The organism is Serratia sp. SM04 (assembly GCF_040280225.1).
GTDB lineage: Bacteria > Pseudomonadota > Gammaproteobacteria > Enterobacterales > Enterobacteriaceae > Serratia > Serratia sarumanii.
On record NZ_JBEOQT010000002.1, the window covers coordinates 23,486 to 44,113 of the forward strand.

A 20,628-nucleotide genomic window follows, 5' to 3' on the forward strand; every position below is an offset into this window, starting at 1 on the left:
CTATGCGCCCTTGATTATTTCTGCCGGGAAATAATCGTTACCACACCGCCGGCTCTTCGCGCAGGAACGGGTTGGTCTGGCGCTCGTGGCCGAAGGTCGACATCGGGCCGTGGCCGGGAATAAAGCGCATGTCGTCGCCCAACGGCAGCAGTTTGGTGCGAATAGAGGCGATCAGCGCCTGATGGTCACCGCGCGGGAAGTCGCTGCGCCCCACGCCGCCGTTAAACAGCACGTCGCCCACCAGCGCCAAACGCGCCTGCTCATTGATAAAGACGATGTGGCCCGGCGTGTGCCCAGGGCAATGCAACACCTTGAGCGTCATCTCGCCCACCTGCATCTCATCGCCTTCCGACAGCCAGCGGGTCGGCGTCAGTGGCGCGCACTCTTCCAGCCCAAACATCCGGCTCTGCGCCGGCAAACCGTCCAGCCAAAACGCGTCTTCTTTATCCGGGCCATAGATTGGCACCTGATAATGGTCCGCCAGCTCCGCCGCCGCGCCGACATGATCCAAATGGCCGTGCGTCAGCAAAATCTGGGTGATCGTCACCCCCTGCCGCGCGACTTCCGCTTTGATTTTTTCCGCTTCACCGCCGGGATCGACCAACGCCGCCTGCTGCGTGTTTTCACACCAAATCAGACTGCAGTTCTGGCTAAAGGCGGTAACGGGAATAAGATGGTATTTCATAAGGCTCCAACGACAATAACGCCGCTTCCGCAAGGGGCGGCGTTATTCACTGACGGCACAGCGATTACCAGGTCCGAACCGGGCCGGTATCGATGTGTACGAAGTTGCTACGTGGGTAATATCCTACACCACCGGCGCGCATTTTTAACGCCGCTTTGCGGATATTGCTCAATTGGATACCTTCGATGTGGAAATCCATCGCCTGGCCTTTGGTGTGGTAGCTGTGCTTAGCCACGCCGCGGCTATGCGCACGTAGTTCGTTGTTGGTGTCTACGGAACGGTATCCGGATATCAGCTGCACCGGCTTGCTGGTGCCCAGCAGCCCCTGCAGACGATAGAGGTGATCAAACAAGCGGGGATCGATCGATTTAACCTTGTTGGCGCGATAATCGCGGAACAGATGATTTAGCCGCACCAACTCTTCTTTATTGTAACCTTTGCCGTCAAAGAACTCGGCTTTAATAGATTCACCGGTATTCAGGTTATTCAACACTAAAATACGCGGTCGAGCGGTGGAAATACTGGCAAACGCCTGCCCTGGAAGCAGCGCTATGCCCATAGCGGCGCCACCTAGCGCCAGCCATTTACGGCGGTGATGATCAATTTTGTCCATGACTCTGTTAAACCCGGCAAGAATGTCAAAATAAATGCACAAAGCAGCGCACTGTCCGAACCATAACCGCCTGCGTATGCTGAGTCAACCCGCGATACGCCTAGGTTTACAGGCCCCCGGCTACGAGGGCCTGCGGTATAGCCAAACATTCTGACCGTTATTTATTTATAATTACTGCATTTACTGCATTAATTTTTTGGCCTGAGCCAAAATTTGTGCGCCCGATCGCACCGTATTATCATAATTGTAAATATCTGTACGGAATTGCGGTTGGCCGTCATCCGAAACCCAGGCGGTCAGATAATACAGTTTTACGGGAATACGCTGGCGAATATTCACATAAGTGGTATTCCCTTCTTTCAGCGTGGAAGACACGCGGCTGTTGTTCCAGCCGGCGTCCTGCAGCAGCATATTCGCCAAATCGGAAGCCTTGTTCACCCGCACGCAGCCGGAGCTGAGCGCGCGGATGTCTTTCTGGAACAGGCTGTGGTTCGGGGTATCGTGCAGGTAGATAGCGTCCGAGCTCGGCATATTGAACTTGAAGCGCCCCAGCGAGTTGGTGGCGCCCGGCGCCTGACGCACGCGATACGGGAAGTTGCGCGCAGAGACCATGCTCCAGTCGATCATCGCCGGGTTGATCACTTCCGCATCGTTGCTCCAGCCCGACAGCACGGTATAGCCGTGTTTCTGGAAGTAGTTACCGTCACGCATCGCCTTCGGCACAATGTCCTCACGCACCAGGGTAGTCGGCACGTTCCACGGCGGATTGACCACCACGTTGTTCAACGCGCTGCTCATTAGCGGCGTCTTGCGGCTCGGCCGCCCGACGATAACGCGGGAAGACAGCACCTCATTGCCGTTCTGGTAGTAGGTCAGCGAATAGTTGGGAATGTTCACCATGATGCCGGTGCCGACATGCCCCGGCAGGATCCGCAGGCGCTGGATATTCAGCGCCAGCAGCGCGGCGCGGGTTTTCGGTGACACGTTGAGCCACTCGCGGGTGCGCACGCCGATCACGCCATCCGCCGTCAGCCCTTGCCATTTCTGGAAGCGCTTGACGCCCTCCACCAGTTCGTCGGTATAGAGGTTATCGCTCACCACGCTGCCAATCTGCGGCGGCGTCTGTTCCGCGGTCAGCTCCGTCACCGGCGCTGCCGATGGGCTGACCGTCACGCGGCTTTTCTCTTCGTCTACCGTCAGCCCGCCGTCGTCGGGCTCATTGATCTTCGCCGAGACCACCGCCGGTTCCGGCTCCGCTTCCGGCGCCGCGGCGGCGAGCATACCGGTGCGCGTCAGGATCTCACGCAGCGCCGGAATATCATTGCTCATTTGGCCTGGACGCAGGCTCGGGCCGCTGCCCACCTGCGGCCAGGGACGATTGTCCGCCAGCATGTCGCGCAGCGCCTGATGCATCTTGGCGTATTGCGGATGCTGCGGCGCGAGCGAATTCACGTAGCTCAGAGTACGCGCCTGGCGCACCGCCAGCTGCCATTGGTTGATCACCGCGGTGGGCGGCAAGCCAAGCTTGTAGGGAATATTGCTGTACAGCCAGTTGTTGCCGTTGGCACCGATGGCGGAGACGAACTGCAAATAGCCCAGCATCGCATCGGACAGCACCGCATCGCGGCCCGCTTCACTGAGCGCCGGATCGGTCAACATCTTCACCCATTGGGTGAACTGCGGCTGCACGCCAGACATCGCCAGCTCGGCCAGCTGCTGCTGAAATTGCTGAACGGCTTCGCGATCCTGCCACATCGGCTGCATGTGATTCGCCGCATACAGCGGCGCCAGCGTGGACAGGTAGTGCAAATCCATGCCGCGCGGCAACGCGGCCAGCAGTTCAGAACGGCTCTGCGCAACGGACATGCCTGCTGATGCCACCGGCAACGCCGGGACGGTGGCCGATGCGGAAAACGACGACACAAGACTACAGGCGATAGCGCCACTCAGCGCCAAACGTCGTAGAGAGTTTCCCTTTTTAAGCAACATCCCTTGCCCCCTGTATGCTCACAAAAAAAACGTCAAAAACTGCATATAGTTTCAGTATACAAACAGAAAGGCCGTTTCGCCCTGCGGGCGCCGAATAACTGTTTATGTGATTAAACTAACCGCTTTTCAACGGATAAAAAAGCAGGACTATCATCCACGCGCACAAAAAAATAGCCACCCTGCGGCGGCTATTTTCGGATTTTTAGGGCGTTTTTCTGCGTTACGGCGTTTCAACCGGCGCAGCACCCAGCGCCGGCGGCTCGCCGGCGAAACCGCGCAGCCCCACCACGTGCACATGCTCGTGGTTCTGGAACACCTTACGCACCAGTTTATAGGTGGTGCCCTTCTCCGGGCTGATGTTTTCCGGCGCCGCGATGATCAGCTGCATCTCCAGACGGTCGCACAGCTCGAACAGCGTAGCGATCGACTTGGCATCCAGACGCGCCGCTTCATCGAGGAACAGCAGGCGGCACGGCGAGATGTCTTTGCCGCGCAGGCGACGGGACTCTTCTTCCCAGCTCTGCACCACCATCACCAGGATTGACATCCCGGTACCGATGGCTTCACCGGTAGACAACGCGCCGCTTTCCGCACGCAGCCAGCCGTCGGAGCCACGGTATACCTCCACTTCCATCTCCAGGTAGTTGCGGTAGTCCAGCAACTCCTCGCCGATGGTCTGCGGCGTGCGCTGCCCCATGTCGATCTGCGGATTCAGGCGTTGATACAGTTTGGCCAACGCTTCGGAGAAGGTCAGGCGGTTGCTGTTGAACAGATCCTGATGCTGTTCCTGCTGCTCGGAGAGCACGTCCAGCAAGGTGGCATGCGCTTCGCGCACATTGACGTTCAGCCGCACGCTCTTCACCTGGCCGAAGGCAACGGCCTGCAGCCCCTGGTTCAGCATGCGAATGCGGTTCTGTTCGCGCTGAATGGTTTTGCGAATGATGTTGGCCACGCTTTTCGAACTGATCGCCAGCTTCTGCTCGCGCGCGGTCAGCTCTTCGGTCAGACGGCCCAGCTCGATTTCCATCTGTTCGATGGCCTCGACCGGATCGTCGGTGCGGATGATGTCCTGACGGATGCGCTCGCGCAGGTGCTGGTACACCGCGATATAGAACTGAATCTTACGCTCCGGCCGCTTCGGATCTTCCGACAGGCGCAGCACGTCGCGCAGGTGTTCGTTATCCGCCACCGCCAGACGCAGCGCGCCGAGCGCCTTATCCGACATCGAGCGCAGCTCGTCGCCATCCATATACGCCAGCTCGCGGCGGTGCAGGCGGCGTTCCACGCCGTTGTCTTTCACCAGGCGCATCACCGCGCACCAGCCCGCCTTGGCGGTCACCACCTGCTCGCGCAACTGGTGATAATCGCGTTCCAGCTTGCGCAGTTTCTTCTGCAGGCCGTCCATTTCGGCTTCGCAGAAGGTCAGCTGTTTCTCCAGCTGATTGCGGCGAGCGCGGTTGTTGCTCAGCGCCGCATGCAGTTCGTCGCGACGCGCGCGGGCGCGCGCTTCGGCATTGGCGTCGGCCTGCACGCCGATGTCCACCAGCTCCTGGCTCAGCTCTTTCAGCATGTCGCGCTTGGCGTCGTACGAGCTTTTCAGCGAAGCCAGCACCTGACTGTACTGGGTGAACTGGGTTTGATACTGGCGCAGCTGCTCACGGGCGCGGGCGCGTTCGGCTTCCGCCTGCTCCAGACGCTGGCGCAGCTTGTCGTTCAGATCGTTGTTGGCATTCTGCATGCCGGCAGAGTCGGTGTAGCTGAAGTGCGCGCGACGCTGCACCACTTCGGTCAGCGCGAACGCCTGCTGTTTCGCCTGACGCTGCACGCTTTGCGCCTGCGCGTAATCCTGCTGCAGCTGTTCATGCTGCTGCGGATCGCTCTGCAGCACCGACAGCAGCGGCTCCAGCTTGGCCAGCGACACGCCGTGCTGCTGAATATGACGCGCGGCGTCCTGCGCTTCTTCCAGCTCTTCGCGCATCTCGTCGACGCGGTCCTGCAACGTTTCATCGTTCAGCAACGACACCAGCGGCATCAGGCGGTTGAGCGCGGAAATACCCTCTTTGGCCTGATCGTACTGCTGACGCTGCTGCTGGTTCTGCGCTTCGTGATTGTTCAGCGCGCGTTCGATTTCGCCACGGCGGGCGTTCAGGCCGCGGATCTCCGCTTCTGGGTCGGCGTCGAACGCCACCGCCAGATGGGTACCGATAAAGCGGCTGAAAGCCTGGTGCGAACGTTGGGTTTTCTGCACGTCGAACGACAGCGTGGCGTAGCGCTCCGCCAGCGTTTCACGCTCGGCATGCAGCACTTCCAGGCGGTTTTCGCGCGCCGCGCGGCCGAACAACGGCACTTCCGGGTAGCGGGAGTAACGCCACTGGCGATCGGCGATTTTCACCACCACCGCTTTTTCCTGCTCTTCGACGGCGAATACGCTGTCATCGAACGACTGCGGATCCCCTTCGATCAGGTAAAGATCTTCCGGGCAATCTTCCAGCCCTTCCAGCATCTCGCGCACCAGCGACAGATCCGGCACCACGATGGCGTGGCGCGAAGGGCCGTACAGCGCCGAGAAGTAAGGCGCGTCGTCGATGGTGACGTCATCGTAAATTTCCGACAGCAGCACGCCGCCGAAACGTTCGGCCAGCGTGACCAGGCGTTGATCTTCCGCGCCGCCCGGCTGGCTGAGACGTTCGATCTGCGCTTCCACTTCACGTTTGCGGGCCGCCACTTCGTCGCGCTCGACGGTGGTTTCACGCTCGCGCTCCAGCAGCTGCTGCATGTATTCGGTCACCTGCTGGCTGTTTTCCAGCGGCTCTCCGCTCTGATCGCTGAGCTGGCTCAGAGCGTCCTGCGCCGCCAGCCACACCGGCGCGCGCGCCGTCAGCTCACGGATGCGCTGCTGGATCTGCTCCAGCTCCTGGCGCATCTCCATGCGGCGCTCGCCGGCTTCGCTAACGTTCTGCGACAGCGCTTCCAGGCGCTCTTCCAGCTCCTGCTGCAGCATGTCAAGATCGTCCGGCTGGTACTCTTGGCCATGGCGTTTGCAAAACTCTTGCAGCAGGCGCTCGGCGTCCTGCTGCGAGCGCAGGCGCTGTTCCAGTTCGCTCAGGCGCAGGCGCAGCGGCTGAACGCGCTCGGCGAGGTGCTGCTGCGAAGGCCAGTCGCGCAGCAATTCGCGCGCGCACTGCCAGGCTTCGCTGCGGCTGACCTGGCCGGCGATTTTACCCACCAACTGATAGGCCTGTTCGAACTGGCCGTGCGCGGCGTCGGCCACGCTCAGCTTCTGTTCCAGCATCAGCAGCGCTTCGGTCGCCTCCTGCTCGCGGGCCTGGAAGGTATCCAGCCACTGTTCGGCGTTATCGGCGGTCAGGTCCGGCAGTTGGCACAGCGCGCGTGCGCGCTCCAGCGCCTGCAGCGCCTGCTGATACTGAATGGCGCGGGTCTGCTGCACGTCGAGCGCCTGCTGGTAGTCGGCCAGCTGGCTCTTCAGCTCATCCACTTCCAGCTCGGCCGCTTCGGCGCGCGCTTCATTTTCGGCCTGTTGCTCGCTGGCCTCGGCCACCACTTCGTTCTGCTCTTCCAAACGGTAGGTCAGCTCTTCCAGATCGGCTTCATAGCGCTCGATCTTCTCCTGCTGACGCATCGCCGTCTGCACCAAATTCAGGTGGTCGCTGGCGGCCTGGTAATCGGTTTCCAGATCGGATTCGGCACCGCTCTGTTCGCTCAGCTCGCGCGCCATTTCCACATGGCGATACTGTTCGGCGGCCAGCTGCTTGCGGCTGCCCAACAGATCGTTGCGCAGCGCCAGCGCGCCGTCCAGATGGATGCGGCGTTCGTTGGCGTGGCGCATATAGTCCGCCGCCACATAGGAAGTGGCCTCGGAGATCAGATGCTTGAACAGATCGCGATCCGACTGGGTGACGCGGATCGCTTCCAGCGTCATGCGGTTTTCGCGCAGCGCCGCTTCCATATCCTGGAACGCCTTGCGCACACCGCTGTTTTCCGGCAGCAGGTAATCGCGCAGCGAGCGGGTGATAGCGCTGGAAATACCGCCGTACAGCGACGCTTCAATCAGACGGTAGAATTTGCTGCGATCGGCGGACGAACGCAGGCGTTTCGGGATCACGCCCAGATCGAACATCAGCGAGTGGTAATCGGTGATGGAGTTAAACTGCTTGAACTGCACGCCCTCCATCTCTTCCACGCGATCCTTCAGTTCCTGCAGCGACAGCACGCGCGCCTGGCGCTCACCCACGGTCTGGGTCAGCAGCTCGGTCGGCTGCACCGCGGTCGGCAGGCCCTGAATGGTGAACGGTTTGATGTCGACCTTGCGATCGCGCCCCGCTACCTGCTGCAGACGCACGCCGACCACCACGCGCTGGTGGCGCGAGTTGACGACGTCGAGGGTGGAGTAGCACACGCCGGCGCGCAGCTTGCCGTGCAGGCCTTTATCGCGCGAACCGCTGGTGGCGCCCGCTTCGGTGGTGTTACGGAAGTGCAGCAGCGTCAGATCGGGGATCAGTGCGGTGACGAAAGCCGCCATGGTGGTGGATTTCCCTGCCCCGTTACCGCCGGACAGCGTGGTCACCAGCTCATCCAGATCAAAGGTGCGGGCAAAGAAGCCGTTCCAGTTAACCAGCGTCAGCGAGCGAAATTTACCGCGTTCAATCATTCCTGTTCATCCTCTGCACCGTCAGGAGCGTTATCAACCTGCTGATCCTCAGCCTCATTCTCATCGTTCAGCGACAGGCTGGTTTCAACCGGCATCGCCTCGCCGTCGCGAATCATGCGCAGCTGCGCTTCACGCGGATCGTCGCCGCTGCGCACGTCGGCGCCGAAGCGGAACACCGCCTCGGTAATGCGGAACTTGCTGCTGTCATTGCCCATGAAGTAGACCATGCCAAGGCGGCGCAGGCGGTTCAGCGAGGTGCGCACCTTTTCGTGCAGCTTCTGCCGATCGAGATCCGAACCGGTGGAGCGCTGATTAACGAACTTCAGCAGCTTGTTCTCATCGGCCAGGCTCAGCAACTCGTCGTACAGCTCCTGATGGCTGAAAATGCCTTCGTGCGCCAGGCGCTCGGGGCTGAGGTACAGGTAGCACAAGATCTTACCCACCATCATATCCAGCTCGGACAGCACCGAGCGCGGGATCAGCGTGGTAGAGCGCGGGCGCAAATAGAAGAAACCTTCCGGCGCCCGAATCAGCTCGACGCTGTAACGGGTGTAAAATTCTTCCAGCTCATCCTGGAAATCCATTAAAAAGGCATGGTTGTCCAGCTCATCGATACCGATGTGACGACCCGCGCGCAGTTGGCTGTCCAGCGCCGGGAACAGCGAGTTGGACAGTGCCTTGGCCAGCTTGACTGGCATTACTTGTTCAATATTTGTCGATGACATGGGCCTGGACCTTGGCTCCGTAATCATTGATTGCCTGCCATTCCGCCGGCAACCCTGAGAAATCTGCTTCAGCCACACCGAGGCGCACTGCCTGGTCGACCACTAAACGTGCCACGTCGAAATGACGCGCACGCGGATATTGCGCCAGATAATCGCGCATCACCGCTGCAAGGTTGAGCGGCATCTGCTGTTCCTGATACACCTTCAGCGCCTCTTCGATCATCGCCGCCAGCTGTTCGCGAATTTCGCTGAACTCTTCGAACTCCAGATCCGGCGGCAGTTCCCCCGTCACTTCCTCGCTGCGCAGCGCCAGTTCTTCGTCGCGCATATCCAGCAGACGATCGGCATTGGCATGGGTCAGCGCCCACGGGTGGTCGAAATAGGTTTGCACCGATTGGCGCAGGCGTTGGGCGAACACGCGGTTTTTATCCATATCGATAGCGGTACGGATAAATTTATGCACGTGGCGATCGTAGCCGATCCACAGGTCAATCGCCTGCTGGCCCCAGCTGATGATGCGATCCAGCTTGCTTTGCAGATCGAACACCAGCTTGTCGACGAAGCCCAGCTCCACGTTGCCGAGGGTGGCGTCCTGGATACGCAGCAGGTTGGCCTGCAGCTTGTCGCCCGCCGCATCCAGCGTATCCTGCAGCTCGCGCAGGGTGCCCGAGGTTTCTGACAGCAGCATCTCGCAGCTGGAGATCGCCGCCCGCCAGTCTTTGCTCAGCAGCGCCGCGATGTCGTTTTTCACGCTCTGCTGCTGCTCGTCCATCACGCGTTGGGTCATGTCGATGCTGTCGAAGATTTCCGCCACCGAATATTTCAACGGCGCGAACACGTTGCGGTGCCAATGGAAATCGTCGCCGCCCTCGTCGGCGGCGTCGGCGGCGCGCTTGAGCTCCTGCGCCACGATCGACAGCTGCATCGACAGACGCAGCGTGGAGAATTCGCGTTGGCGAATATAGTAATCGGTAATGCCGATGCCCAGCGGCGTGAGGCGGTAAATCGCGTTACCGTCCGCCAGTTCGCTGGTAAAGCGGTTCAACAGGCGCTGGCGCACCATGTCGTTGATCGCATTGTTGGCGCGCATCGCCACCGTTTCATGCGTCTGTTCAAAACCCTTACTGACATGGCGAAATGCATCAACCAGCTCACCTTCGCTCATCTCGCCGTCCAGCCGTTCGCCGTTCAGGGTGGCGATGGCGAGCAAAAATGCGAGACGCTCAGTAGGGAGCGAAATAGAGAAATCATTTTTCCGTGCCCAGGCGACCAGTTCGGGTACTGTCTGGGAAAATTCACTCATAGTTCGTCCTTCAGGTTTGGTTTATGCGCCATGACGTGAATATAGCGCCCCAAACTCACGTACGGCTCCTGCCGGCAATAGTGCTGTTCAAGCGCCAGTAACTCTTCAAATTTTTGTGTTTGCAGCTGTCTGCTCTGCAGATAGTCGTGGAACACCCGCACCCCGGTTTTGCCGCTGATGCGCATGCCCAGCTGTTCCAGCCAACCGTAGACCAATAGCGGATCGTGCGGATATTGCGGCGACAGCGAACGCTTGCGGCGCCGCCTGACCTCGGGATCCACCAGTTGGAAATTACCCAACACCACGTTGCGCATCAAGAGGCCGTTGGCGTTGAAGAACATCAGCGACAGCGCACCGCCCGGCGTCAGGCAGTCATACAACGCCCGCAGCGCCGCTTCGGGCTCGGCGATCCATTCAAGCACTGCATGAAACAATATCAGATCAACCGGCTGTTCCAAATGTTGAGCGATATCCTGCGCAGAACTTTGTACGAATTGCATGTTCTGGCTCACACCTTTCTGCTCCGCCAGCTGCGCGGCGCGCTGGATCATCTCACCAGAAAGATCGCACAACAACACCTGATGTCCTAATTCTGCCAGTTGGCAGGCCATATGGCCTTCACCGCCCCCGGCGTCGAGGATGCGCAGCGGCCGCTGCGGCAACTGCGCCAGCAGCCCGGTCAGATCCTGCCAAACCACCGCCTGGCGGATTTTTCCTTTCGTGGTGCCGTAAATATTACGCGCAAATTTTTCAGCAATATCGTCAAAATTGCGATCCTGCATGGACAACGGCTCCGCTGATCTCATTCTTGTCGGCGGCAAAGCGCACGCCCATTCAAACCTGCTATTTTGGCACAGACTGGCTTAGAATGTATCTTCTTGCGGCCCGTTTATGCCTGGATGCCGCTTTTTCACCCAAAAGGATCTGATTTTCGATGCTGTTCAACCTGAAAAAGTTCTTTGGCGCCATGCTGATGCCGCTGCCGCTGTTGATGCTGCTGATGGGGCTGGCGCTGCTGCTGCTGTGGTTCACCCGCTGGCAAAAAAGCGGTAAGACGATTTTCACGCTGAGCTGGCTGTTTTTACTGCTTTTCAGCCTGCAACCGGTGGCCGACCGGCTGCTGCGGCCGATCGAAGCCGAATACCAGACTTATCGCGGCAACGATCCGGTCAGCTACATCGTGGTATTGGGCGGGGGCTATACCTACAATCCCGATTGGGCGCCCAGCTCGAACCTGCTCGGCAACAGTCTGCCGCGCGTGACGGAAGGCGTGCGGCTTTATCTTGCGCATCCCGGTGCCAGGATGGTGTTTACCGGCGCGTCCGCCGGACGCATGCAAAGCAACGCCGCCACTGCGGCGCTGGTGGCCGAAAGCCTGGGCGTGCCGCGCAGTGATATGGTGATCCTGGGGGAACCGCGCGATACCGAGCAAGAGGCCGCTCAGGTCGCCAAGTTGGTCGGCGAGCAACCCTTCATTCTGGTCACCTCCGCCAACCATCTGCCGCGCGCCATGCGTTTCTTCAAGGCCAAGGGCCTGCACCCGATCCCGGCGCCGGCCAACCAGTTGGCGATCGACTCGCCGCTGAATATCTGGGATCGCGCCACGCCGTCGTCAATGTTCCTCGGCCATACCGAGCGCGCCTGGTATGAAACGCTGGGCAGCCTGTGGCAATGGCTGAAAGGCGCGGACCGCGCCGGCGCCGAGTAAGGCCCGTTCAACCGGCCAGCCAGGGCAGCAGCTGTTGCGACGCATAGTCGAACGGCCGCCGCTCCAGCTTGCCGGTATGGATCAAACGCCCCACCGCTTCCCACACCACGTACAGCCAGCGCCGCGCCAGAAAAGCGTCGGCGACCGGCGCCCGCCGCAGATAGCTGAACAGCAGTTGGCTGGGCATACCCGCCTCGCACAGGCGGAAAAGATCGTATTCGCGTGGCGCCCACAGCACCACGCCGGGATTGAGCATCGCCAGCAGTTGATCGCTTTTGGGATCTTTCAGCATGCTGCGCAGCGACAGGTTGCCGTGCACCAGAACGCAAGGATCGTCGAAGCCGACGAAAAAATGGGTCAGCGCTTCGCGCGTGCGGTACAGCAAACGGCGATCCGCCATGGTCAGCTGCGGGGTGGTGAGATTGACCACCGTCGCCCACAGCACTTCGACCCGCTGTTGATACCAGCAAAACCAGTCGTTCTCCTGCGTGCTGTCAACGCTGCCGACGCTGCCGTGGCTGTCGATGCGGTGCCAGGCCAATATCCCGTCAACGATCTGCTCCATCAGCATATTCCAGCGATCCGGCGAACGCGTCGGCGCTTCAGCCGACACGCCGCGCAGGCGCTCGATCAGCAGGATTTCCTTGTACGGCGCCTGGTGGGTACACACCACGCCGTACACCGTAGGCAGGCGAATATCCCCGTCGCGCGCCAGCATTGACAGCTTGTACGCCTCCTGCTGGGCGATACCCTGACAGATAAAGCTTTTCGCCATCAGCGGGATCGCGTTGCCCTGCCGATCGTACAGCGAATACATATGCGCATAAGGCTGCTCGCTCACCCGCTCCAGCCGGCTGATGGACTCACCCAGCACAATGCTCAGTTCGGCGCGTAACTGCTCCATAAGGCATTCACCTCAGGCTAATAGGGGGGATGCGTAACATCATCGAACGGTGAGCGGAAAAATTCTTCAACGCAGATCAACAAAACGGGGATCAATAATGGAGGGTATTACATCGTCGGCGCGTTGCGCGCCGCGCCGACGAACTCAGGCTCAGGGTTGAATGCTGTCGCGCACGCGCTGGAGATCTTCCGGCGTATCGACTCCCACGCTCGGGATCGCTTTCGCGACCGCCACGTGGATTTTTTCACCGTACCACAGCACCCGCAGCTGTTCCAACAGCTCGATCTGCTCCAGTTGGCTCGGCGCCCAGCTGACGTAGCGGCGCACGAAGCCGGCGCGATAGGCGTAGATGCCGATATGACGCAGCAGGCTGTCGCCGATGCTCTCTTTCGACGCGGCGAAACGCTCGCGATCCCACGGAATGGTGGCGCGTGAAAAATAGAGCGCGTAGCCCTGCGCATCCATCACGACCTTCACCGCGTTGGGGTTGAAAGCCTCTTCGGCGCTCTCGATCGGCACCGCCAGCGTCGCCATGCCGGCCTGGCTGCCCGCCAGATTCTCAGCCACCTGACGCACGATCACAGGCGGGATCAGCGGTTCGTCGCCCTGCACGTTAACGATGATCTGATCGTCGGCAAAGCCGTAGTGCGCGATCACTTCCGCCAGACGCTCGGTGCCGGAATGGTGATCCGGGCTGGTCATGCACACTTCGCCGCCGGCGGCTTCCACCGCTTTGGCAACTTCAGGGTGATCGGTCGCCACGATGACGCGGCTGGCGCCGGACTCGCGGGCGCGCTCCATCACGTGCACCACCATCGGCTTGCCGTGAATATCGGCCAGCGGTTTGCCCGGCAAACGGGTTGAGGCGTAGCGGGCGGGAATAATAGCGATAAAACTCATGCGTGCTTCTCATCCAGCGACAGCGCACGCGCTTCATTTTCCAACAGCACCGGAATGCCGTCGCGCAGCGGGTAAGCCAACCCGTCCGCTTTGCACACCAGTTCCTGGTTTTCTTTATTGAAATAGAGTTTGCCGTTGCATACCGGGCAGGCAACGATTTCGAGTAAACGGTGGTCCATGCATCCTCCGCTAGGGGATTGGTCATCTGGGAAAGGCAGTGAGGATAGCATAACGCCCGGCCTCAGGTTAATCACCGGCGGCGCCAACCCACCGATATTTCCTCAGCGCGCCGGCGCAACAGCTTGAACTGCGGCGCATCCCGGCGTAGAATTTTGTGATACAAATCACAAAAAGGCCGTGATACGTGATCAAACGTCTGCATAAAATCATCGCTCTGTTCGCTAACTTCAGCCACTGAGCCCCTTTGTAACGAGCGGCGCTGAACTTCGTTTTACCCCACCGACGGCGTCGCTCGTTATCCCACTTCCCAGCCGGCACCCCATTCAGCGGCCAACGCTGCCGGAATGTCGCCCAGCGCGACGCGTTGCGCGCCGTGCCATTTGGCCATACGCGCGATGGCCTGCCGAATATCCTGGGCCCGCCGTTTGCCGAAGCGCACCCGCGGCTCCGCATGAAAGCTGATGATCTCGAACACCCCCTGGCGGCGGTGCGCCTTGGCGTCAATGCGCCCCACCAGTTCACCCCGATGCAGCACCGGCAAGGTGAAGTAGCCATAGCGGCGTTTTTCTTTCGGCGTATAGCACTCCAGCCGATAGTCAAAGTTGAACAGCTCGAGCGCCCGGCGGCGATCCCAAACCACCGGATCAAACGGCGACAGCAGGCTGGTGACCGTCGATTTCAGCTTGCCCTGTTCCGCCAGCGGCAGCAATTCCGTCAGTGAGCCATGCACATAGAACTGCCCTTCCAGCCCCTCTACCCGCACCGGCGAAATCTCCCCCTGATCCTGCAGCTCTGCCAGCAAAGTTTTTGGCGCCACGCGTTTCAGCCGATAGTAATCCGCCAACCATTCGGCGCGGAAAATGCCCAGATAGCGGCAGGTGCGATGCAACATTTGCCGGCGCGCCCGCTCCGCAGGCAGCGCATGACGCGCATCGTCCCAGGCCGGCAGCAGCCTTTCGGTCAGATCGTAAACCCGGTGGAAGTTGCGACGCTCGGCCACCATCAGCTTGCCGGCGGTAAACAGGATCTCCAGATGCCGTTTCTCCGGTTTCCAGTCCCACCATCCGCTGTTGCCTTTCTTCTCGGCGCTGAAATCGGCGGAGCGCACCGGCCCCTGTTGTTCGATGTGCCGCAGCAGGTTGTCCATCGCCGCCTGGTGCTGCTGCACCCAGTCGGCGGAATATTTCCAGCCCATATCATGCGGCGCCAGCATGCGATGCCGCAGCAGACCAAAATCCTCGATCGGCAGGAAACAGGCTTCGTGCGCCCAATACTCGAACAGCTTGCGGCCGGCGAGCGCCTGCTCCAGCCATTCCGGTTGATAGGCCCCCAAACGGCTGAACAGCACCAGATACGGGCTGCGGGCGACGACGCTAATGGTATCGATTTGTAACAGCCCCATGCGCTGGATCGCGTTCACGACGTCATCGGGCCGAGCCTGGCGTTTAAGCGGAGAAAGCAGCCCCTGGGCGGCAAGGTGCAACGCGCGAGCGGCGGTAAGGGAAATTATCGGGGTGGTCATCCTGATATCCGTGGCAAGTAGGCAATGGCCTGATAATAGTGGATATCGAGGGATTTATCTTCGCCAGTGCATGCGGGTGGCGACACCGGCACTGGCGAGGAAGGTGGATGCGATCAGAACGCGATAACGTCTGCCGCGGACAGCCCATGTGAGCTGCGATAGATCGAGAACTCGACGTTCTGACCTTCGTTCAACGACTTATTTTTGGTGTTGGCGATAGCGTTGCGATTGACATAGATTTCGTCGCTGCCATCTACCGGTGAAATAAAACCATAGCCTTCGGCCTGATTAAACCATTTCACGCGGCCCATTTTTAACACAGTATTTTTAAACATAACTTATATCCTTTTACTTGAGCATCCTTGACAACGTCATTTTTTATATTGTCTGGACGCTACCAGCCCATCCTAAAGTTTTTCGTAACAAACCTCTCGTGAGCAAAAAATAAAAAAACCCGCACTAAGGCGGGCTTGTAGAACTTAATATCTTCCGCATGACTCAGCGCTGACGCATCACCATGGTTGTATTAAGATCTCTTATACGCGTTCCCTGTATTCTTACAGAGCAACTACGTTGGCGGCAGCCGGCCCGCGCGGGCTGTCCTGGATGGTGTACTCGACGCGCTGGCCTTCAGCCAGGGTCTTGAAACCGTCGGTCATGATTGCGGAGAAGTGTACGAATACATCTTTGCCGCCGTCGTTCTGCTCAATGAAACCAAAACCTTTGCTTTCGTTGAACCACTTAACCTGACCAGTCTTCTTAGACATTACATTTACCTTTAAATATATTTACAAAACCTGCCATAAGAGGCAATTGGGGCCGTTTCAGAAACATTACTTATGGGAGGTACTTAGAAGGTTCGTCTTTGAAGCGGAATCGGATGATAACGTTTTTGGAGGAACTGCTTAACTCTAAACTCGAACATAAATAGGTCTGGATTACAGGCCGACTTGCATTTACTCATAAAACTGGTGAATGCACAAGAGGTTTATTGCCTTAAATTCATAAATAAGCCGAATTTATTTTTATCTCCCTGAATATGCATGACTTAATTTAATGGTCGCCGCGGCCGAATCACCGCGTCTCTCCGCTCGCCAGGGCATCTTTTGCCCGTCTGTGCGCTGCAAATGAGAGCTGACGCATAAAACTCTAATATGCTTGCCACGTCTATAACAAATCCCAAACCAGATAGCTAAACTTGAGGGGAAAACAAGGCAGACGGCTTTTTCGCCAGCACTTTTGCCGCTAAAAACACGATTTTTCAGATTATGCTGAATCAAGGAGCTATGCGCATGACCGCCCAGCAGTTCGTTTCACCTAATGAAATCCGCGCCAGATTCTCTCACGCGATGTCGGACATGTATCAAAAGGAGGTGCCGCTGTACGGCGATCTGCTGGAGCTGGTGGCGGAAACCAACCGACAGGTTCTGCGCGAAGATGCCGCACTGGCTCATCAACTGCAAATTACCGGCGAGATAGAACGCCTGGCGATGGAGCGCCACGGCGCCATCCGGGTCGGCACCGCGGACGAGCTGGCCACCCTGCGCCGCCTGTTCCGGGTGATGGGCATGGCACCGGTCGGTTACTATGACCTGTCGGTGGCGGGCGTTCCGGTGCACTCCACCGCTTTTCGCGCCGTACACGAAGACGCGCTGCAGATCAGCCCTTTCCGCGTGTTCACCTCCCTGCTGCGCCTGGAACTGATAGAAGATCCCGCGCTGCGTGCGCTGGCCGAGCGCTTGCTGGCGCGCCGCCGCATCTTTACCGATCGCGCGCTGGAGCTGATCGCGCTGCAGGAAGCGCAAGGCGGGCTAAATGAAGTGCAGGCGCAAGAATTTGTCGAACAAGCGCTGGAAACCTTCCGCTGGCACAACCAGGCGACGGTCAGCGCCGAAGAATACCGGCAGCTGCACGATCAGCATCGCCTGATCGCCGACGTGGTGGCGTTTAAAGGGCCGCATATCAACCATCTGACACCGCGCACGCTGGATATCGATCGCGTTCAGCAGGCGATGCCCGGCCGCGGCATTACGCCCAAGGCGGTCATCGAGGGCCCGCCGCGCCGTCGTCGCGCGATCCTGCTGCGCCAAACCAGCTTCAAGGCGTTGGAAGAACGCGTCGATTTCGTTGAGCATGACGGCCGCGCCGTCGCCGGCCACCATACCGCGCGCTTCGGCGAGATCGAACAGCGCGGTGTTGCGCTGACAACGAAAGGACGAGAACTCTACGACCGTCTGCTGCAGGCCACCAACGATGCGCTGCAGGGGCCGCCGAGCGAGAAAAATGCCGAGCGCTACTATCAACTGCTGGAGGAAAACTTCCGGGCGTTTCCGGATGATTACGCCACGCTGCGCGAGCAACAGCTGGCCTGGTTCCGCTATTTCCCGACCGAATGCGGCCTGGCGGCCAAAGAGTCGCTGGATAAGCACAGCACTCTGGAGCAACTGATCGAGAAAGAACACGTTCGCTTCCAGCCGCTGGTGTATGAAGATTTTCTGCCGGTCAGCGCCGCGGGGATTTTCCAGTCGAATCTGGGGGACAGCCGCCACGCGCAGTACAACGCCGCTTCCAGCCGGGCAGCGTTTGAACAAGCGTTGGGCAGTGAGGTGATCGACGAGCTGGCGCTGTATCAGCAAACCCAGCAGCGTTCGCTGGAAGCCTGCGCGCAAGCCCTGGGGCTTGCCACGCTGACATCCTGAGGTTACTTGGTCAGCAGAGATTCGATATCCTGCAGCAGTTGCTCAGCCTGAGCGGACGGTAGCACCGCATCAACCGGCAAATACCACCAATTGGGCTGGGCAAAGGCGCGACATTTCACCGCGTCCTTCTCCGTCATCAACAGCGTTTGATCGGCAGCAACCAGCGCCGCCAGCTGCGCCTGCTGATATTCCTGATGATCGGCAAACGCCACTTCCTGCACCACCTCGACGTTCAGTTTTTCCAACGTCGCGAAGAAACGCGGCGGATGGCCGATGCCCGCCATCGCTACCACGCACGGCAGCTCGGCCGCCGGGCGACGTTCACCGCTCAGCAGGTTCACCGCATCACGCGCCTGCAGGCGCATGGCAATTTCCCCGGCCTGCGCCACGCCGCCATTGGCGACGCGCGCATTGACGCTGCCAAGCCGCGCAGCACGCTCGCGCATCGGCCCGGCCGGCAACCACCAGCCGTTGCCGAAGCGACGCACGCCGTCGATGACCACCAGCTCGAAGTCACGCTGTAAAGCATAGTGCTGCAAGCCATCATCGGTGACGATCGCATCCAGCGGCTGTTGTTGCAGCAAGGCCTGCACCGCCTCTGCTCGCTTGGGCGCGATCGCCACGGGCGCACCGGTCCGCTGATAAATCAGCACCGGCTCATCGCCCGCCTCGCGGGTCGAGGTATTCTGATTGAGCACCAGGGGATAGACCGCCGACTTACCGCCGTAACCGCGTGACACCACTCCAACGCGATAGCCCCGCTGCTGCAGGTGTTCCACCAGCCAGATCACCATCGGCGTTTTGCCGTTGCCGCCGGCGGTGAGGTTGCCCACCACCACCACCGGCACCGGCGCGCGCCAGCTTTTGCGCAGGCCACAGCGGTAGCTGAGGCGGATCAGCCAGCTGAACAGGCCATACAGCCAGGAGAGCGGCAGCAGCGCCAGATAAAGCAGCGAACCGCCGGACCAAATGCGCTCAATCATTATTGACCAAACTGCATGCGGTGCAGTTGCGCATAGGCGCCCTGCCGTTCAAGCAACTCGGCGTGCTCGCCGCGTTCGACGATGCGACCGTCCTCCACCACCAGGATCTCGTCCGCCTTCTCAATCGTCGACAGACGGTGTGCGATCACCAGCGAAGTACGGTCTTTCTGCAGCTCGTCCAGTGCGGCCTGAATGGCACGCTCGGATTCGGTATCCAGCGCAGAAGTCGCCTCATCCAGGATCAGGATCGGGCAATCGCGCAGCAAAGCACGCGCGATGGCGATGCGCTGACGTTGGCCGCCGGACAGCATCACGCCGTTTTCACCGATCACCGTATCCAGGCCGTTCTCCATCTTGTTGATGAAGTCCATCGCGTACGCCATTTCGGCCGCTTTCTCAATCTGCTCGCGGCTGTATTCGCTCTCGCGCGCATAGGCGATGTTGTTGGCGATGGTATCGTTGAACAGGTGCACGTTTTGCGAGACCAGCGCCACCTGATTACGCAGTGAGGCCAGGGTATATTCACGCAGATCGTGGCCATCCATCAGGATTTCGCCTTCCTGAATATCGTAGAAGCGCGTCAGCAGGTTGGCGATGGTGGATTTACCCGAACCCGAGCGGCCCACCAACGCCACAGTCTTGCCTTCGGCGATTTTCAGGTTGATATCACGCAGCGCCGGCGTTTCTTTAGCCGGATAGTAGAAGGTGACGTTGCGGAATTCGATGTCGCCTTTCGCACGCTTCACTTCGCGGGTACCGGTGTCTTTTTCCTGTTCCATATCCAAAATGGAGAACAGCGTCTGGCAGGCCGCCATCCCACGCTGGAACTGGGCATTGACGTTGGTCAGCGACTTCAGCGGACGCATCAGCGCGATCATTGACGAGAACACCACGGTAATGGTGCCGGCGGTCAGGGTTTCCATCACGCTTGGGAAGCTGGCGGCAAACAGCACGAACGCCAGGGCCAGCGAAGCGATCAGCTGAATGATCGGATCGGAAATGGAAGACGCAGAGACCAGTTTCATGCCCTGTTGACGCATGCGGTTGCTCACCGAGTTAAAGCGCTCGGTTTCCACCTGCTGGCCACCGAAGATCAGCACTTCTTTATGGCCTTTCAGCATCTGTTCGGCGCTGGTGGTCACCTGCCCCATGGTGTTCTGCATGTTCTTGCTGATGTTGCGAAAACGCTTGGACACCAGGCGAATGGCGATGGAAACGATCGGCGCCAGCACGATCAGGATCACCGACAGCTGCCAGCTGTAGTAGAACATCATGATGAACAGGCCAATGATCGAGGCCCCTTCGCGCACCACGGTCACCAGCGCGCTGGAAGAAGAAGACGCCACCTGCTCGGAATCATAGGTAATGCGCGACAGCAACGTCCCGGTGGATTGCTGATCGAAGAAGGCCACCGGCATTCTCATCATGTGGCCAAACAGGCGGCGGCGCATCTGCATCACCACCATGCCGGAAACCCAGGAAATGCAGTAGCTTGAAACAAAGCTGGTCACGCCGCGCATCAGCATCAGCGCAATCACCGCCAGCGGCATCCACACCAGCACGCTGCTGTCGGTTTTTCCAAACCCATCGTCCAATAACGGTTTAAGCAGAGACAGCATCAGCGTGTCCCCCGCTGCGTTCATAATCAACGCAATGGCGGCCACAATCAGCCCGGTCTTAAAAGGAGTGATCATCGGCCAGAGTCGACGGAACGTCTGCCAGGTCGAGAGATCTTTATCATTCATCAT

At 59.5% G+C, this 20,628-nt stretch carries 17 protein-coding genes; 2 read left to right on the top strand and 15 right to left on the bottom strand.

The genetic code is table 11. The features are described 5' to 3' along the window. Positions 1-37: 37 nt before the first annotated feature. The 7 genes from ABTW55_RS03155 to cmoM form a co-directional block, all read right to left on the bottom strand. Positions 38-685, bottom strand: coding sequence for an MBL fold metallo-hydrolase (locus tag ABTW55_RS03155; protein WP_038880818.1), 648 nt, complete (start codon positions 683-685; stop codon positions 38-40). 64 nt (positions 686-749) lie between these two features. Next, the gene (locus ABTW55_RS03160) at positions 750-1,298 is read right to left on the bottom strand and encodes a YcbK family protein (protein WP_033637866.1); all 549 of its coding nucleotides are present in this window, start codon (positions 1,296-1,298) and stop codon (positions 750-752) included. A 180-nt stretch (positions 1,299-1,478) separates the two neighbouring features. After that, on the bottom strand, positions 1,479-3,287 hold the full coding sequence (ldtD, locus tag ABTW55_RS03165) for a L,D-transpeptidase (protein ID WP_049233767.1): 1,809 nt from the start codon (positions 3,285-3,287) through the stop codon (positions 1,479-1,481). 220 nt (positions 3,288-3,507) lie between these two features. Next, entirely contained in the window at positions 3,508-7,956 is a 4,449-nt protein-coding gene (gene mukB / locus ABTW55_RS03170) for a chromosome partition protein MukB (RefSeq protein ID WP_350429237.1), read from the bottom strand. Further along, complete coding sequence (gene mukE / locus ABTW55_RS03175) at positions 7,953-8,681, bottom strand: chromosome partition protein MukE (RefSeq protein ID WP_033637863.1); 729 nt, start codon at positions 8,679-8,681, stop codon at positions 7,953-7,955. Before mukE ends, mukB begins: the two co-directional genes overlap by 4 nt. Continuing rightward, positions 8,662-9,984 (bottom strand): chromosome partition protein MukF, encoded by a 1,323-nt coding sequence (gene mukF, locus ABTW55_RS03180; protein ID WP_004928228.1) that lies wholly within the window; start codon positions 9,982-9,984, stop codon positions 8,662-8,664. The genes mukE and mukF overlap by 20 nt, the downstream gene beginning before the upstream one ends. Continuing rightward, positions 9,981-10,766: a tRNA uridine 5-oxyacetic acid(34) methyltransferase CmoM gene (cmoM, locus tag ABTW55_RS03185; protein WP_033646604.1), complete on the bottom strand. Its 786-nt coding sequence runs from the start codon at positions 10,764-10,766 to the stop codon at positions 9,981-9,983. The genes mukF and cmoM overlap by 4 nt, the downstream gene beginning before the upstream one ends. 152 nt (positions 10,767-10,918) lie before the next feature. Between cmoM and elyC the strand changes: the two genes are divergently transcribed. Beyond that, positions 10,919-11,692 (top strand): envelope biogenesis factor ElyC, encoded by a 774-nt coding sequence (gene elyC, locus ABTW55_RS03190; protein ID WP_033646606.1) that lies wholly within the window; start codon positions 10,919-10,921, stop codon positions 11,690-11,692. A gap of 7 nt (positions 11,693-11,699) precedes the next feature. On the opposite strand, the gene ABTW55_RS03195 is transcribed toward elyC, so the two are convergent. The 6 genes from ABTW55_RS03195 to ABTW55_RS03220 all read right to left on the bottom strand — a co-directional run bounded on the left by ABTW55_RS03195 (position 11,700) and on the right by ABTW55_RS03220 (position 15,965). Next, positions 11,700-12,596 carry a YcbJ family phosphotransferase gene (locus ABTW55_RS03195; RefSeq protein ID WP_033654240.1) on the bottom strand — a complete coding sequence of 299 codons (897 nt, stop codon included), beginning with the start codon at positions 12,594-12,596 and terminating at the stop codon, positions 11,700-11,702. Between the two features lie 150 nt (positions 12,597-12,746). Beyond that, a complete protein-coding gene (kdsB, locus tag ABTW55_RS03200) occupies positions 12,747-13,496 on the bottom strand; it encodes a 3-deoxy-manno-octulosonate cytidylyltransferase (protein ID WP_004928235.1) in 750 nt (249 codons plus the stop codon). After that, positions 13,493-13,675, bottom strand: a complete 183-nt coding sequence (locus tag ABTW55_RS03205) for a Trm112 family protein (RefSeq protein WP_004928237.1) — start codon at positions 13,673-13,675, stop codon at positions 13,493-13,495. Before ABTW55_RS03205 ends, kdsB begins: the two co-directional genes overlap by 4 nt. Positions 13,676-13,971: 296 nt before the next feature. Next, complete coding sequence (locus ABTW55_RS03210; protein ID WP_033646612.1) at positions 13,972-15,198, bottom strand: winged helix-turn-helix domain-containing protein; 1,227 nt, start codon at positions 15,196-15,198, stop codon at positions 13,972-13,974. 113 nt (positions 15,199-15,311) lie between these two features. Next, positions 15,312-15,533 carry a cold-shock protein gene (locus tag ABTW55_RS03215; protein ID WP_004928241.1) on the bottom strand — a complete coding sequence of 74 codons (222 nt, stop codon included), beginning with the start codon at positions 15,531-15,533 and terminating at the stop codon, positions 15,312-15,314. A 222-nt stretch (positions 15,534-15,755) separates the two neighbouring features. Beyond that, entirely contained in the window at positions 15,756-15,965 is a 210-nt protein-coding gene (locus ABTW55_RS03220; protein WP_019454537.1) for a cold shock domain-containing protein, read from the bottom strand. 525 nt (positions 15,966-16,490) lie between these two features. On the opposite strand from ABTW55_RS03220, the gene ABTW55_RS03225 reads away from it, so the two are divergent. After that, positions 16,491-17,897 carry a VOC family protein gene (locus ABTW55_RS03225; protein ID WP_033637856.1) on the top strand — a complete coding sequence of 469 codons (1,407 nt, stop codon included), beginning with the start codon at positions 16,491-16,493 and terminating at the stop codon, positions 17,895-17,897. 2 nt (positions 17,898-17,899) lie between these two features. Here the strand turns inward: ABTW55_RS03225 and lpxK are convergent, their stop codons facing one another. Then, on the bottom strand, positions 17,900-18,880 hold the full coding sequence (lpxK, locus tag ABTW55_RS03230; protein ID WP_060419720.1) for a tetraacyldisaccharide 4'-kinase: 981 nt from the start codon (positions 18,878-18,880) through the stop codon (positions 17,900-17,902). Beyond that, positions 18,880-20,628 (bottom strand): lipid A ABC transporter ATP-binding protein/permease MsbA, encoded by a 1,749-nt coding sequence (gene msbA / locus ABTW55_RS03235; RefSeq protein WP_021504329.1) that lies wholly within the window; start codon positions 20,626-20,628, stop codon positions 18,880-18,882. The genes lpxK and msbA overlap by 1 nt, the downstream gene beginning before the upstream one ends.

Bases quoted from the DNA above. Each gene is read 5' to 3' on its own strand.
- lpxK (WP_060419720.1), bottom strand. From the start codon at position 18,880: ATGATTGAGCGCATTTGGTCCGGCGGTTCGCTGCTTTATCTGGCGCTG.
- kdsB (WP_004928235.1), bottom strand. From the start codon at position 13,496: ATGAGTTTTATCGCTATTATTCCCGCCCGCTACGCCTCAACCCGTTTG.
- ldtD (WP_049233767.1), bottom strand. From the start codon at position 3,287: ATGTTGCTTAAAAAGGGAAACTCTCTACGACGTTTGGCGCTGAGTGGC.
- mukF (WP_004928228.1), bottom strand. From the start codon at position 9,984: ATGAGTGAATTTTCCCAGACAGTACCCGAACTGGTCGCCTGGGCACGG.
- ABTW55_RS03225 (WP_033637856.1), top strand. From the start codon at position 16,491: ATGACCGCCCAGCAGTTCGTTTCACCTAATGAAATCCGCGCCAGATTC.
- ABTW55_RS03160 (WP_033637866.1), bottom strand. From the start codon at position 1,298: ATGGACAAAATTGATCATCACCGCCGTAAATGGCTGGCGCTAGGTGGC.
- ABTW55_RS03155 (WP_038880818.1), bottom strand. From the start codon at position 685: ATGAAATACCATCTTATTCCCGTTACCGCCTTTAGCCAGAACTGCAGT.
- ABTW55_RS03195 (WP_033654240.1), bottom strand. From the start codon at position 12,596: ATGGAGCAGTTACGCGCCGAACTGAGCATTGTGCTGGGTGAGTCCATC.
- ABTW55_RS03220 (WP_019454537.1), bottom strand. From the start codon at position 15,965: ATGTCTAAGAAGACTGGTCAGGTTAAGTGGTTCAACGAAAGCAAAGGT.
- mukE (WP_033637863.1), bottom strand. From the start codon at position 8,681: ATGTCATCGACAAATATTGAACAAGTAATGCCAGTCAAGCTGGCCAAG.
- msbA (WP_021504329.1), bottom strand. From the start codon at position 20,628: ATGATGAATGATAAAGATCTCTCGACCTGGCAGACGTTCCGTCGACTC.
- ABTW55_RS03210 (WP_033646612.1), bottom strand. From the start codon at position 15,198: ATGACCACCCCGATAATTTCCCTTACCGCCGCTCGCGCGTTGCACCTT.
- cmoM (WP_033646604.1), bottom strand. From the start codon at position 10,766: ATGCAGGATCGCAATTTTGACGATATTGCTGAAAAATTTGCGCGTAAT.
- ABTW55_RS03215 (WP_004928241.1), bottom strand. From the start codon at position 15,533: ATGTTTAAAAATACTGTGTTAAAAATGGGCCGCGTGAAATGGTTTAAT.
- elyC (WP_033646606.1), top strand. From the start codon at position 10,919: ATGCTGTTCAACCTGAAAAAGTTCTTTGGCGCCATGCTGATGCCGCTG.
- mukB (WP_350429237.1), bottom strand. From the start codon at position 7,956: ATGATTGAACGCGGTAAATTTCGCTCGCTGACGCTGGTTAACTGGAAC.
- ABTW55_RS03205 (WP_004928237.1), bottom strand. From the start codon at position 13,675: ATGGACCACCGTTTACTCGAAATCGTTGCCTGCCCGGTATGCAACGGC.